The 12,561-nt window shown below is 71.1% G+C and carries 13 protein-coding genes, 1 tRNA gene and 1 pseudogene; 6 read left to right on the top strand and 9 right to left on the bottom strand.

Annotation, left to right across the window (positions count from 1 at the left end):
- The first annotated feature begins 227 nt into the window (after nucleotides 1-227).
- A complete protein-coding gene (locus tag ACFP2V_RS09280; RefSeq protein ID WP_381208296.1) occupies nucleotides 228-494 on the top strand; it encodes a hypothetical protein in 267 nt (88 codons plus the stop codon).
- A gap of 29 nt (nucleotides 495-523) precedes the next feature.
- On the opposite strand, the gene ACFP2V_RS09285 is transcribed toward ACFP2V_RS09280, so the two are convergent.
- The 4 genes from ACFP2V_RS09285 to ACFP2V_RS09300 form a co-directional block, all read right to left on the bottom strand.
- Nucleotides 524-1,894 (bottom strand): Cys-Gln thioester bond-forming surface protein, encoded by a 1,371-nt coding sequence (locus ACFP2V_RS09285; RefSeq protein ID WP_381208299.1) that lies wholly within the window; start codon nucleotides 1,892-1,894, stop codon nucleotides 524-526.
- A 333-nt stretch (nucleotides 1,895-2,227) separates the two neighbouring features.
- Complete coding sequence (locus ACFP2V_RS09290) at nucleotides 2,228-2,839, bottom strand: single-stranded DNA-binding protein (protein ID WP_381208302.1); 612 nt, start codon at nucleotides 2,837-2,839, stop codon at nucleotides 2,228-2,230.
- Nucleotides 2,840-3,045: 206 nt separating this feature from the next.
- Nucleotides 3,046-5,163, bottom strand: coding sequence for a YfjP family GTPase (locus tag ACFP2V_RS09295; protein WP_381208304.1), 2,118 nt, complete (start codon nucleotides 5,161-5,163; stop codon nucleotides 3,046-3,048).
- A gap of 3 nt (nucleotides 5,164-5,166) precedes the next feature.
- Nucleotides 5,167-6,771, bottom strand: coding sequence for a dynamin family protein (locus ACFP2V_RS09300; protein WP_381208307.1), 1,605 nt, complete (start codon nucleotides 6,769-6,771; stop codon nucleotides 5,167-5,169).
- A 321-nt stretch (nucleotides 6,772-7,092) separates the two neighbouring features.
- Here ACFP2V_RS09300 and ACFP2V_RS09305 point away from each other — a divergent pair.
- The 4 genes and pseudogenes from ACFP2V_RS09305 to ACFP2V_RS09320 all read left to right on the top strand — a co-directional run bounded on the left by ACFP2V_RS09305 (nucleotide 7,093) and on the right by ACFP2V_RS09320 (nucleotide 9,109).
- Nucleotides 7,093-7,165, top strand: a tRNA-Arg gene (locus ACFP2V_RS09305).
- A gap of 34 nt (nucleotides 7,166-7,199) precedes the next feature.
- A pseudogene (locus ACFP2V_RS09310) lies at nucleotides 7,200-7,430 on the top strand (NAD(P)-dependent oxidoreductase); the annotation flags it as partial.
- A gap of 162 nt (nucleotides 7,431-7,592) precedes the next feature.
- Complete coding sequence (locus tag ACFP2V_RS09315) at nucleotides 7,593-7,883, top strand: chaplin (RefSeq protein ID WP_381208310.1); 291 nt, start codon at nucleotides 7,593-7,595, stop codon at nucleotides 7,881-7,883.
- Between the two features lie 170 nt (nucleotides 7,884-8,053).
- Entirely contained in the window at nucleotides 8,054-9,109 is a 1,056-nt protein-coding gene (locus ACFP2V_RS09320) for an alpha/beta fold hydrolase (protein ID WP_381208313.1), read from the top strand.
- Nucleotides 9,110-9,221: 112 nt separating this feature from the next.
- Here the strand turns inward: ACFP2V_RS09320 and ACFP2V_RS09325 are convergent, their stop codons facing one another.
- The 3 genes from ACFP2V_RS09325 to ACFP2V_RS09335 all read right to left on the bottom strand — a co-directional run bounded on the left by ACFP2V_RS09325 (nucleotide 9,222) and on the right by ACFP2V_RS09335 (nucleotide 10,434).
- Entirely contained in the window at nucleotides 9,222-9,503 is a 282-nt protein-coding gene (locus tag ACFP2V_RS09325) for a hypothetical protein (RefSeq protein WP_381208315.1), read from the bottom strand.
- A gap of 146 nt (nucleotides 9,504-9,649) precedes the next feature.
- A complete protein-coding gene (locus tag ACFP2V_RS09330) occupies nucleotides 9,650-9,919 on the bottom strand; it encodes a hypothetical protein (RefSeq protein WP_381208318.1) in 270 nt (89 codons plus the stop codon).
- A gap of 242 nt (nucleotides 9,920-10,161) precedes the next feature.
- A complete protein-coding gene (locus ACFP2V_RS09335; protein ID WP_381208321.1) occupies nucleotides 10,162-10,434 on the bottom strand; it encodes a hypothetical protein in 273 nt (90 codons plus the stop codon).
- Between the two features lie 314 nt (nucleotides 10,435-10,748).
- Between ACFP2V_RS09335 and ACFP2V_RS09340 the strand changes: the two genes are divergently transcribed.
- The gene (locus ACFP2V_RS09340) at nucleotides 10,749-11,021 is read left to right on the top strand and encodes a chaplin (protein ID WP_381208324.1); all 273 of its coding nucleotides are present in this window, start codon (nucleotides 10,749-10,751) and stop codon (nucleotides 11,019-11,021) included.
- A gap of 75 nt (nucleotides 11,022-11,096) precedes the next feature.
- Here ACFP2V_RS09340 and ACFP2V_RS09345 read toward each other — a convergent pair whose 3' ends face one another.
- Nucleotides 11,097-11,963 (bottom strand): tyrosinase family protein, encoded by an 867-nt coding sequence (locus ACFP2V_RS09345; protein ID WP_381208327.1) that lies wholly within the window; start codon nucleotides 11,961-11,963, stop codon nucleotides 11,097-11,099.
- A complete protein-coding gene (locus tag ACFP2V_RS09350; RefSeq protein WP_381208330.1) occupies nucleotides 11,947-12,450 on the bottom strand; it encodes a tyrosinase family oxidase copper chaperone in 504 nt (167 codons plus the stop codon). Before ACFP2V_RS09350 ends, ACFP2V_RS09345 begins: the two co-directional genes overlap by 17 nt.
- Nucleotides 12,451-12,561: the final 111 nt, after the last annotated feature.

Consider the following 12,561-nt stretch of genomic DNA (forward strand, 5'->3'; position numbering starts at 1 on the left):
CCCGCACCAAAAGCTACGATAAGGGACAAATACACCGCACTGATGGAGCCGGGTCGGCTGCGATGGTGCCCGGGATCGCCGAAGCCGGGCGGTGAGTCGACGCCAAGGTGCCCGGTACGTGTCGGCGATGCCCTGGTTCCAGGGGGGCGAGGCCCTGAATGACGGAGTACGTCCCGCGCTGGCCTGTACGGCGAACGGTGTGACTCACAAGCTGGAAGCGACAGTTGATGGCTGACGTGACGAGTGGTATCGAGGCCGGGGATGCCGCCGTGGACGCGGCGAACGCTGTGGATGGCGGGCTGGTCGCCGAACTGATGGCCCTGGCCCTCGTCGGGCTCGTGCGGGCCTGCGTCGAGCACCGGGCATCGGTGCGCGGCCGGACGAGCAGGCCGCATGCCGTCGTAGGCGGCGTGCGGCCCCTGCTGGGAGCGACGGCGGCGATCCTTTACGTGGCCTTCCTGGCCACTCGTCCGGATCTCGCCCTCCAGGAGTAGCCGTTCGGCGGGCGCGTCGACCGAGTGCGTCAGTTGCCGCGGCCCGCCTCGCGCTGCCGGGTGACGACCAGTGCTGCTCCGCCGAGGACGACCAGGGTGATGGCGGTGCCGACGATCCAGGGGGCGGCGCTGGGGGCGCCGGTGTCGGCGAGGTTGACGTCGGCGGATCCGACCACGACGGGAGCGGGGGTGGGGCCGCTCAGGGTCTGGATGTCGGCGCCGGTTTCGGCGGCCTTGGTCATGCAGTCGAGCATGCCGGTGAACCGCTTCTCGAAGCCGTCCGCGCCCTGGACCGTGAAGTCGTACGTCCGGTCCTCGGCCACCGGGACCGTCACCGTACGGGTCTCGCCCGGCTTCACGGTGTACTCGCGCTCCGCGAGTTCGAAGGTGAAGGGCTCGTCGTCCTGGTTGGTGGTGATGACGTCGACGCCGCCCTCGGCGCAGTTCTTCCGGGCGGTCATCGCCGGAATCGCGCCCTGCTCCGCCCACGTCGCGCTCGCCGTCGCGGAGACCGTCGAGGTGCTGGAGCCGGCCAGGATCTGCGTCTGGCTGCGGCTCTCGGCGGCGAACGCCCGGCCGACCGGCACCGTGGTCGAGGCCTGCGCGGTCACCTGGACCGTGCCCTCGGGCTCGTCCTCGGGTATCTCGAAGAACACCTCGGTGCCGTTCACCGCGCTGATCACCGGCAGGCCGTCCGCGTCCAGGATCCGTACCCCGTTCGTGGCGGCGTCCGCCGGCGGCGACACCGTCACGCTGCGCGCGTCCGTACGTACCGTCACCGGGCCGAGCAGCTCGCCGGGGCGCCCGGAGACGGCCGGCGGGTCCAGGGTGAGCGACGCCTGCGGCTCCGCCTGGTTGCGCGCGTTCTTCTCCAGGTAGTCGGCGAGTTGCTCCGCCTGGGGGTCGACGGCGTCCACGTCCACGCCGTCGGAGTAGCGCCAGATCGCCACCTGTGTGCCGGCCGCCGCGTCCTGCTCGGTCAGCTCGCCCCGGACGCCCGCCCGGTCGGCGAGCGCAGCGAGGTCGTTCACCTGGGGGTAGGAGTTCCGCAGGATCCAGTGGATCCGGCCGGCGTCCTCGTTGGCGCCCAGCGAGGTCCCGCTCCAGTCGGTCTCGTGGTACTCGGCGTCCGTCTGCGTGGGGGTGTGGATGTCGACGCAGTAGGTCTGCAGCATGCCGCCGCCCTCGACGGACATCTCGAACAGCCCTGCCGACACCTGCTGGTCCCCGGCGGCGCCGCGGATCACGGCCTCGCCGTACGTCTTCAGGCCCTGCACGGTCGCGGCCGCTCCGTCCTCACCGCGCGTCGTCCCGTCGTCGGCCACCGCCGTCCCGGCGCCGGCCAGTACACCGGCGGCGATGAATCCGGACACCAGCGTTCCGGCGGCGAGACGTCTCACCGGCCCGGCCCCGCGTGCGGACGACGCAGAGAATCCAGAGGACGCAGCAAACACCGATTTCCCTTCCGAGCAGGACCCGTTGACGTGGGGGACGGGTCCCACCAGCAGAATCACCGGCCCCAGGAACCCCGGGAGCCATGCCCGGAATCCTAAGTACGCCGTGAACCGTGCCCAGCGGTGATCAGGTCGGAGGCCTGATCCGACGTGGAATCGTTATCGCCGGAGTGGGTACGAGCAGGCTTTATCGATAAATCAACTTGGGATCGTTCACCATGGATTCACCGATAAGCCGCACTTCGGCCAGCTCCGCCACCGAGAGCCGAACCGGCGACATCACGTCACCATGGCTGGTTCCTGCGACTGTTGAGTGGGGGCAGACTCGGGTGCGACGGGTGCGACGGGTGCGACGGGTGCGACGGATGCGGCGGATGCGGCGGATGCGGCGGATGCGGCGGATGCGGCGGATGCGGCGGTAGCTTCGACCACTTCGGCGGCTTCGACCGCATCCACCTCCTTGGCTCCCTCGCCCGGCCCGGTTTCCCACGTGGGTTCCGGCCGGTCCGGGGATGTCTGTTGCGGGTCCGGGCGGCCCGCGCGGCGGAAGGCCGACGTGCCCCGGGCCAGGTCGTGGCCGATCGCCGCCGCGTCGATGTCCGCCGAGGTACGGCCCTGCTGCCCCTCGCGTGTCTCCGTGCGCACCTTCAGCCGCCCCTGCACGATCACGGGTTCGCCCACCGACAGCGAGGCCGTGGCGTTGGTGGCGAGCTGGCGCTTGGCCCACACCGTGAAGAAGTTGGTGTGTCCGTCCGCCCACATGGCCTTGTCCCGGTTCCAGTACCGCGACGTGACCGCCAGCCGGAACCTCGCCACCGGTCCGGACGCCGTCTCCCGGAACACCGGCCGCGTCGCCACGTTGCCCACCGCACAGATCATCGTCTCGTTCATCGCGCCTGCCTCCCCCGCCCGGACACCGGCACCGGCGGCCGGACGGATACGCGTACGGGCCCGTCCCGTACGGCTGCGCGTCAGACTGCCGCCGTCGGGCCCGGCCCGCTGCCGCCTGTGGACCACCGCCGGTCCGTGGACAACTCCGCCACCCGTACGAGTGGCCGCGCAGGGGCAGTCGCGCAGGAGTGGCCACGCCGTACGCCTCAGCTCATCCCGGCGCCCACCCCCGCCACCCGTCCGTACTCCTCCCGTACCTCCCGGTAGCGCAGCAGTTCCGAAGCCACCGGGTCCAGGACCCGGGCGCGGCCGCACCCCGCGGCCGCCTCCCGCAGCCGTCTCTCCGCCTCCAGCCCGTGTCGCCGGGCCGGCCCGCGGGCCGCCATCCGGCAGCTCCACTCGACGATCGGGCCGCCGACGATGCCGATCACCATCAGCAGCACCGGCACCCCCAGGTTCGGTGACATGAACCCGACGATCTGGCCCACCAGCCACAGCCCGCCGATGAACTGGAGGATCGTCATGGACACCTGGGCGAGTACGGCCGCCGGCCACCACCCGGGCCGCGGCGGCCGCCCCGGCGGCAGTGCGGCGCGCGCGGCGAGGTCGTCCAGCGCCTCCGGCAGCCCCTGGGAGCCCCGTACGGCCGCCTCGCGCACCGCCTGCGCCCACGGCTCGGGCAGCCCGTCCGAGGCCCGGTCGGACACCGTGCGCACCGCCTGCTCCACCCGCTGCCTGGCCGTGATCTCCTCGTCGGGCTGCGCCCGCTGCAAAAGCTTCCCGGTGGGCGGCCCGCCCCGGTCCTCGTACCAGCGCCACAGCCGCAGCCACGGGGTGCCGCACGCGCGGTTGGCGTTGCGCAGCCACGCGCGTTCGGCGGCCTCGCCCGCCGCGGTGGCGCCCACGGCGTCCGCGAGCCGGTCCGTGAACTCCTCGCGCGCCTCCTCGCTGAGCCCGGCCCACCGGCGGTTGGCATAGACGGGCCGCAGCCGGGCCGCGGCGATGTCCACGTCCGCCGCGATACGGCGGCCGGCCGCTCCCCGCTCGGCCACGAACTGGCCGAGGGCTTCGCGTAGTTCACCGACCCCGTCGCCGGTGAGCGCGGACAGCGCGAGGACCGTCGTACCGGGTTCTCCGTACTCGCCCAGGGCGATGCCGTCCTCGTCGAGCAGGCGCCGCAGATCGTCCAGGACCTGTTCGGCGGCCTCTCCGGGCAGCCGGTCGATCTGGTTGAGGACGACGAACATGACCTCCGCGTGGGCCGCCATGGGCCGCAGATAGCGTTCGTGCAGCATCGCGTCGGCGTACTTCTCCGGGTCGACGACCCAGATGACGGCGTCGACCAGGTCCAGCACCCGGTCGACCTGTTCGCGATGCTGCACGGCCGCCGAGTCGTGGTCCGGCAGATCGACGAGAATGAGTCCGCGCAGCTGCTCGTCCGCGTCCGCCATCGCCTGCGACGGACGCCGGCGCAACCGGGGCGGGATGCCGAGCCGTTCGATGAGACCCGCGGCGCCGTCGCTCCAACTGCACGCGATGGGCGCGGCGGTGGTCGGCCGTCGTACGCCGGTCTCCGAAATGGCGACTCCGGCGAGGGCGTTGAACAGCTGCGACTTGCCGCTGCCGGTCGCGCCCGCGAGGGCGACGACGGTGTGCTGCCCGGAGAGCCTGCGCCGCGCGGCGGCCTCGTCGAGAACCCGGCCCGCCCCGGCCAGCGTCCGGCTGTCGAGCCGGGCCCTGGACAGCCCCACCAGTTCGCGCAACGCCTCCAGCCGGGACGTCAGGGGCGCGTCGTACGCCAGGGGTGTCACCGTCTGCGGCACGGACGCGCGGGTCTCCAGCGCGGCGTACGACTCGGCTCCGAACCCGGGCCCGGACCCTGTCCCGGCCCGTGTCCGGGCCCCTGCCCCTGCCCCTGCCCCTGCCCCTGCCCCTGCGGTCTCGCTCACCCGGCGCGCGATCAGCCCGTCGGCCCAGGAGTCCTGCGGGGCCGTCCTGTCCTCGGACGCCCTGCCGCCGTCCTCCTCGTCCTCCTCCTCGTCTTCTTCGTCTTCTTCGTCTTCTTCGTCTTCTTCGTCTTCTTCGTCTTCTTCGTCCTCCTCGTAGGCGTCGTCGTCCCTGTACACGTGGTTCCCGTACCTGTCGTCCCCGTACGGGCCCTGCTCGCGCCCGCCCTGCTCCTGCCCGTCCACCACGCGCGCGTCCTCGGGGAGACCGGCCCCCCCGGGCCGCTCAGCCGTCCCGGATGCTTTTGCATCCTCGGAACCCTCTGAACCCTCGGGGCGCTCGGTGTGGTCCTGGTCCTGGTCAGTGACGGCGGTCACCGGTCACCTCTCCTTCTGCAGTACGGACAACGCGGCGATGAGTTCGGCCTGGGGCTCCGGACGCACCTCGAGCGCGTCGAGCGGCGCGAGCCGGCGTTCGCGTTCGAGGTGCATGACCCGGTCCACGTACTCGGTGAGCAGCCGCCCGCCCCGGTCACGCAGCCGCACCGCCCTGTGCGCGCCGATCCCCTGGGCGAGCTTCTCCCCCGCGGTCCGCGCCCGGCGCCCGCTCAGCAGCACCGTGGCGACCAGGGCGGCGACCGTCTCGGGATCGGGGGCGGCACCGCGGTCGAGCTCGCGGACCTCTTCCTCGGCGTACTCCTCCAGCTCGCGCCGCCATCGCCGTACGGCCAGCCCGATCCGGTGCTCGACGCTCTCCGTCGCCCCGTCGCCGTCGGTGAACTCCGGCGATTTCGCGGCCGGTTCGCGCCGCCAGGCGGTGTCGACCCGCTCGTCGGCGGCGGCGACGGCGCACAGCAGCAGGGCACCCAGGCCCTCCACGAGGGTGTCGAGGAGCTCTCTGGGCGTGCAGTCGAGAGGGAAGGCCCGCCACCGCTTGAGCGCGTCGCCGGCGAGCACGGTTCCGGCCTTCAGCCGGCCGCGCAGGCGCGCGTGCTCCTTGTCGTACGCCCCCTCGACGGCGGAGGTGAGCCGCAGCGCGGCGGCGTGCTGCGCTGCGGCGGCACCGGCGAGTTCCGGCATGCGGGAGTTGAGGGAGTCGAGGATGCCGTGGGCGGTGCGCGCCATGACGTGTGTGCGGGCGGCGGGGTCCTGCGTCTGGTGGACGAGCCAGGTCCGCAGCGACGCCACGGCGGAGGCCGGCAGGAGCCCGCCGCCCCAGGCCGACTCGGGCAGCTCGGGCACGGTGAAGCGCGGTACGTGGCCGAGTCCGGCCTTGGTGAGGAGGGCACCGTACTGCCGGGACACCTCGGACACGACCTGGTGGGGCACCCGGTCCAGGACGGTCACCAGGGTGACGTCGTACTCCTTGGCGGCGCGCAGCATGTGCCAGGGCACGGCATCGGCGTAGCGGGCGGCGGTGGTGACCATGACCCAGATGTCCGCGGCGCAGATGAGCTCGGCGGCGAGGACGCGGTTGTCGGCGACGAGGGAGTCGATGTCGGGGGCGTCGAGCAGGGCGAGGCCGGGCGGGACGCTCTCGGCGGTCTCGATGCGCAGGACGCGCGCGGGGTTCTCTCCCGGGAGCAGCAGGTCGTCGACCTCCCGCCGGGAGCCCCACACGCGCGTGAGGTCGGGCAGTACACGCATCCCGCTGAACCAGTGGTGGTCCTCGGGGTGGCAGACGAGCACCGGTGTCCGGGTCGTCGGCCGCAGCACGCCCGCCTCGCTGACGCGCCGCCCCACGAGTGAGTTCACCAGGGTGGACTTGCCGGCCCCGGTGGACCCCCCTACGACGGCGAGCAGCGGCGCCCGGGGCTCTCTCAGGCGGGGCACCAGATAGTCGTCGAGCTGCGCGAGCAGTTCGTCGCGGTCGGCACGCGCGCGGGAAGCCCCCGCGACAGGCAGCGGGAAGCGTGCGGCGGCGACACGGTCGCGCAGGGCGGAGAGTGCGTCGAGCAGCTGAGGCCGTACGTCCAAGGTCACCACATGTGAAGAATGCCCAACTTCATGGGAATTCTGAAGCATATGACCATGTCTGCGCGCCGATCGAACACAAGCGGATGGAAGGGACGACTGGGGCGCGCGCACAGCCCAGGCATAACGAGTGCACAACACCCGATGCGCGAGAGGCCAAAATCGGTGCACGATTCGTACCTGCCTGCGATTATCGGGACCGCTTCACCGAACCTCCACATCGAGCCGCGGAGGCGAGGCGACAGGGGCAAGGACGCGAGAGCCCTATCCTTGTCCCCGGCAACGTCAGGCACCGGGGCCACCCGGGCACCATGACAGAGGCCACCACACCCGGCCCCCGTAGCTCAGTGGATAGAGCAGGCGCCTTCTAAGCGCTTGGCCGCAGGTTCGAGTCCTGCCGGGGGCACCTTCACCCTTCTCACCCCGGGTTCCGGGACGGAAGGAGCGCCCTGCTCGCCGCCCTGCGCGACGGCCGGATCGCCGGTGCCGGCGTCGCTGTCTTCGACGTCGAACCGCTGCCCGCCGGCCATCCGATGCGCACCGCTCCCCGTCTGCTCGCCACCCCGCACCTCGGCCGTTTCTCCCGCGCCGACTGCGCCACGTCCTACGGCCAGGCGGTCGAGAACATCCGCGCCCTCCTCGACGGCGCGCCACTCCGGCGCCTGCCCTGAAAGCGGCCGGAAGGCCGGGGCAGAAGGCCGGGCCGGAAGAAAACCCCTTCGTCCAGGGTGATCCGTTGCCGATCACCGTGACTCGTCGAGCGTCTCCGCGTTGAACGGGGAGCGCGGCCGCACCCCCTGCGGCCGTGCTCATCGAATCAGAAGGAGAACGTGATGTCGCGCATCGCGAAGGCTGCCTGCGTCGCACTCGGCACGGGTGCCGTGGCCCTGAGCGGGGCCGGTACGGCTCTGGCGGACGCGGGTGCCCAGGGCGCCGCCGCCCACTCCCCGGGAGTCCTGTCGGGCAACCTCGTCCAGGCCCCGGTCCACGTGCCGGTCAACGTGTGCGGGAACACCGTCAACGTCGTCGGTGCGTTGAACCCGACATTCGGCAACACCTGCGTGAACAAGGACGGCCAGGGCCACAAGAACCACAAGAACCACAAGGGCGCTTACGGGAACTGATCCTCCGTAAGCTTCATCAGCAGAACGTCCAGAGCCCCGGCACCTCGAGCGCCGGGGCTCTCGTCGCTCCTGACACCGTCCCTGAGACCCGCCCCCGGGCTCAGCGGTGGATCCGCCGGTGGTTGTCGCCTTGCGGGCCGGGCATGCCTTGTCGCCGGGATCGCCCACAAATGAGTGATTACAGAAAAAAGACATGGTTGCCGGTCATCATGGACGGGTTCGTCGTCATTTCCCCCGTCCCGGAGCCGTCCATGCGCACTGCCCTCACCACCGCCCAGGTTTCACTGACCACGCAGCGCCACGGGTCCTCTTCTCCACCGCCGGAGCGGGTGGAGGAGCGGACCCTGACTTTCGAGGGCTTCACGTACGGGTGCCGGATCGTCCATCAGAGCGCTCCGCGAACAGCGCCGCTGCTGCTGCTCGGCGGCTCGTCCCAGAACCGGCACTCCTGGCAGGGGCACGAGAAGTGGCTGGCGCCGTTGTGCACGGTGATCACCGTGGATCTTCCCGGATACGGCAGTGCGGACTTCCTGCCCGCTCACTACGGGATCGATTTCCTCGCCGCCGCGGTCCAGCACATGCTGGCGGAGACCGGGATGCCGCCGGTGAATCTCTTCGGCGGCTGCTTCGGGGAAGTCGTCGGCCTCCGCTTCGCGCAGCTGCATCCCGAGTCCGTCCGTCGCATCGTCTTCTGCGGCGCCGCGATGCGTCTCCCCGAGATCTACACCGACGCGGTACCGCGCCTGTCGCAGGCACTGGAACGGGGTGAGATCGAAGCGGCGGCCGGCGGCCTGGTGGAGCTGTTCATGTCGAATCCGGGCGCCGGTCAGGTTCGCAAGCACGCGGCCGTCGCACGCCTTTTGCATCACCAGTTCATGAACCAGACGCCGGACGAGCTGAAGAAGGCGGTCGAGCACAACACGAGGCTGGTGGCACACGGCTGTTACGAGCCCCTGCCCGTCCCCGACGTGCCGGCCCTGGTGTTCACGGGTGAGTACGACACCCTGTGCACCCCGCAGATGGGCCGTGAGCTCGCCGCGACGATTCCGGCGGCGCGGTTCACGACGGTCAAGGAGGCGGACCATCTGGTCACCGTCGAGCGCAGGCAGGAGTCGTCGGAGCTGATCGGCCGCTTCTGCACCGACCGCCCCATCGACGACCTGCCGTACTGCACCCCCGTGGAGTCACCGGGTGCCGGCCTCGCCTGCGCGACGGCACACCGGTGACGGACGCACGGAGAGTGGCCGGAACCCGGTACCGGGTTCCGGCCACTCTCCGCTACGCGGGTGGTCCGACGCGGGGGAAGCCGTGCACAACGGCCCTCGGCCGACAAAGACGTCAGGACTTCTCGGCCGGAAGGACAACGCTGTTGGCGCAGGAGACCTCGGCATTGCCGCCGGAGCAGGTCTGCTTCGACTCGTTGACGAAGTGGATCTTTCCGTGCTGGTCGGTCGTGATCTCCTGCTTGTTCACCTGCGCGCAACGAACGGTGCCGTCCCCGCCCTTGACGCAGTTGTCCGGGGCATCGGCACTGAAGGCCTGAACGGCACCAGCGCCGATCAGCGCGAGTCCTCCGAGAACCCCCGCCGCCGCCGCTGCGATCTTCTTCGACTTCACCATCTACCTTTTTCCTTGACGGTCGACCCGCCGCTACTGAGCGGCGGAGCCGGTCCGGACACACCCGGACCGGCCGACATGCCGGGCGGCCCCGGGGCTCGAACACCTGGGTTCGAGCCCCGAGACCGGCCCGGATCACCTGGCAGTGATCACTTGCCGCCGAGGATGAAGTTGGAGGCGCAGGACACCGCGTTGGTCTCCTCGTTCTCGGCGTGGGCGAGGCCCAGGATGCCGACCGCGAGGTTGATGTCGTCGATGTTGATGAGGCCCTGCTTCGAGTTGTCCTGGATGCAGGTCGTGGTCTGGTTGTTCTTGAGCTCGACCTCCGGCTCGCCACCGGCGTGGCTGACGCCGGCGCCGAGGAAGCCGACACTGCCGAGCATGGCCATGACGACGGCGGCCTTCTGGTACTTGCGCATTACTGCTCCATTCTCGTACCGACACGGCCCGTGTTGGGCCGGTCACTTACAGTCGCTAATATAGGCGACATTCACGGCAGTTGTTAGATGAAACGCCGCGTCGCACCCGCGGGAAACAGGGTGCCACCGCCCCGAGCGGCGGAGCCGTTCCGGACACCCGGACCGGCCGGCATCCCGGGCGGGCCCGGGACTCGAACACCTGGGTTCGAGCCCCGAGACCGGCCCGGATCACCCGGCAGTGATCACTTGCCGCCGAGGATGAGGTTGGAGGCGCAGGACACCGCGTTGGTCTCCTTGTTCTCCGCCTTGCCCATGCCCAGCAGAGCGCCGACGCCGGCGTTGACGTCGTCGATGTTGACGAGGCCCTTGACGGAGTTGTCCTGGACGCAGGTCGTGACCTGCTTGTTCTTGAGCTCGAACGACGGCTCGTCACCGGCGTGGCTGACGCCGGCGCCGAGGAAGCCGACACTGCCGAGCATGGCCATGACGACGGCGGCCTTCTGGTACTTGCGCATTACTTCTCCGATTTCCCGAGTAGACACAACCCGTGTTGGGTCGGTCACTTACGGTGGTAAACGTAAGCGACGTTTCCGACTTTGGGTAGTCAAAACGCCCATGCGCGTAATTTTCTCGTGAAGATGCAGGTCACCGGCCCGACACGGGCGCATCAGGTGGCCGAACGCGCGTCAGGCGGCCGGGAGCGGAGGCCGCTCGTCCGGTGCGGCAGCTTCCCCAGGGGTGATCCCGGAAGAAACACCGTGACCGGCGCGAGATGCTCGCGTTGGGCGGGGTGTGCGGCCGCGCTCACCGGACGAGTGAGGAGAACGTGATGCCTCGCATCGCGAAGGTCGGCGCTGCGGCTCTCGGCACGGGGGCCGTGGTGCTCAGCGGGGCCGGTAGGGCCGCGGCGGACGCCGGCGCCCACGCCGCGGTGTCCCACTCGCCGGGTGTCGCGTCCGGCAACGTGGTCCAAGTCCCGGTCCACGCGCCGATCAACGCGTACGGCAACACCGCCGACGTGCTCGGCTTCCTCAACCCCGCCGTGGGCAACCGCTGCGTGAACGACAGCCACAACAAGCACCACCAGGGCTACGGCAGCTGACGTTCGTCGTGGTGCCCCGAGAGCCCCGCCGCCCCGAGCGCCGGGGCCCCCCATGAAGCCCGAGACCGCGTCCCCTCACGCGTACCGGTAGATCCGGCCGACATCCTCCAGCTCGTCCGGTGTCACGTCCCACGGCGGCAGCTTCTCGCGCCGTGCCACGATCCGGCGGTGCTGCTCGTCGTCGGGGCCCGGCGGTTTCGCGGGGAGGTAGCGGGCCCCGCCGTGCCGGCGCTGCCAGCGGTACCACTGCAAATCGACGAAGGCATGGTGCAGCCAGAAGACGGGGTCGTTGACGGAAGCGGCACCGAGCATGGCCCCGCCGACCCAGCGGTGCACCCGGTTGTGGTTGCGCCAGGGCGTGCCGCCCCGGCCGGCGCTCCAGCCCTCCAGCTTGTTGCGGAAACCCCGTGTGGCCGTCGAGTCCCAGGGACGCACGTCGTAGACGGGGTCCTGCAGCGCCTGCTCCAGGTCGCTCGTGGTGGGCAGGGCGATCGGGTCGCGGCGGCGGCCGAGGTCCCGGGTGAGGAACCCCCCGTCGGTCACGCCCACCTCGATGGTCCAGTTGCCCTGCCGGTACGCGAACGGCCCCGTCATCACCTGCTGGTCAACCCGGCGCCCGTTGCCGCCGAGGAGGTCCGCCGACCACGGTGCGGAGGTGGTCGTGCGGTCACGGGTCCAGTCCCAGTACGGAAGGGTCACCGCCGAGTCCACCCGGCGCAGGGCGGTCTCCAGGTCGAGCAGGAACCGGCGGTGCCAGGGAAGGAAGGAGGGCGCCATGTGCGCGGTGCGCAGGCCGCGCTCACCGTCGGAGGTGAAGTACGCGAGGTGCATCCGCACGAACTCGTCGTACTCGCCACGCCGTTTGACCTCCAGCAGCGCCTTGACGAACCGCCGCCTCTCGGCCGCCGTGAGCGTGCCGGCGTCCTTACGCACGTACGTCATGCCGGCCCTCCCCGTGCGCGTGTCCCGCGCCCCCCGGCGCCGACGCCGCATCACGCAGCCGCTCGTCGGGGCCGAGCGCGTCGACGGCTGCGCGAGCGGCCTCGAGCGGCGTCCGGTAGGAGCAGTAGTGGTCGACCGTGCTCAGCCAGCCGCCGTCGGCGCGGCGCATCAGATGCAGGGGGCGGCCGTCCACCGTGACGTGCCACCGGCCGTCCTCGGCCGCGGTGCGCCCGGGCGCCCACACCCCCCGGATGCGACGGCCGCGGTAGGCCTGCTCGAAGGCGGTGTCGCCCGGGGCGCTCGTTGCCGCGGGTCCGGGGCGCGGAGACCGGAAGGCGGCGAGCACCGGAGCCAGGGCACCGACGAGTGCGCCGGCGCGCAGACCGCGCGCCACGTCCCGCCGTGTGCTGCCCGTCGGTCCGGACAGCGCCGGGCCCGGTGTTCCGTCGTCGGCACCCGTGGGTGCCCCGCCGGTAGTGACGACCATGATTCACTCCTCGTTCGTACGGTTGTCGGTTGCCCTAACCGCCGAACCTCCCGCGTGGTCACCGCCGCACGACGAGGAGAGGGGACATACGAAGTCGGCCCTCGGTCCGGG

The organism is Streptomyces incanus (assembly GCF_042656345.1).
Taxonomy (GTDB): domain Bacteria; phylum Actinomycetota; class Actinomycetes; order Streptomycetales; family Streptomycetaceae; genus Streptomyces; species Streptomyces incanus.

Bases quoted from the DNA above. Each gene is read 5' to 3' on its own strand.
- ACFP2V_RS09280 (WP_381208296.1), top strand. From the start codon at position 228: ATGGCTGACGTGACGAGTGGTATCGAGGCCGGGGATGCCGCCGTGGAC.
- ACFP2V_RS09290 (WP_381208302.1), bottom strand. From the start codon at position 2,839: ATGAACGAGACGATGATCTGTGCGGTGGGCAACGTGGCGACGCGGCCG.
- ACFP2V_RS09315 (WP_381208310.1), top strand. From the start codon at position 7,593: ATGTCGCGCATCGCGAAGGCTGCCTGCGTCGCACTCGGCACGGGTGCC.
- ACFP2V_RS09320 (WP_381208313.1), top strand. From the start codon at position 8,054: ATGAGTGATTACAGAAAAAAGACATGGTTGCCGGTCATCATGGACGGG.
- ACFP2V_RS09325 (WP_381208315.1), bottom strand. From the start codon at position 9,503: ATGGTGAAGTCGAAGAAGATCGCAGCGGCGGCGGCGGGGGTTCTCGGA.
- ACFP2V_RS09330 (WP_381208318.1), bottom strand. From the start codon at position 9,919: ATGCGCAAGTACCAGAAGGCCGCCGTCGTCATGGCCATGCTCGGCAGT.
- ACFP2V_RS09335 (WP_381208321.1), bottom strand. From the start codon at position 10,434: ATGCGCAAGTACCAGAAGGCCGCCGTCGTCATGGCCATGCTCGGCAGT.
- ACFP2V_RS09340 (WP_381208324.1), top strand. From the start codon at position 10,749: ATGCCTCGCATCGCGAAGGTCGGCGCTGCGGCTCTCGGCACGGGGGCC.
- ACFP2V_RS09345 (WP_381208327.1), bottom strand. From the start codon at position 11,963: ATGACGTACGTGCGTAAGGACGCCGGCACGCTCACGGCGGCCGAGAGG.
- ACFP2V_RS09350 (WP_381208330.1), bottom strand. From the start codon at position 12,450: ATGGTCGTCACTACCGGCGGGGCACCCACGGGTGCCGACGACGGAACA.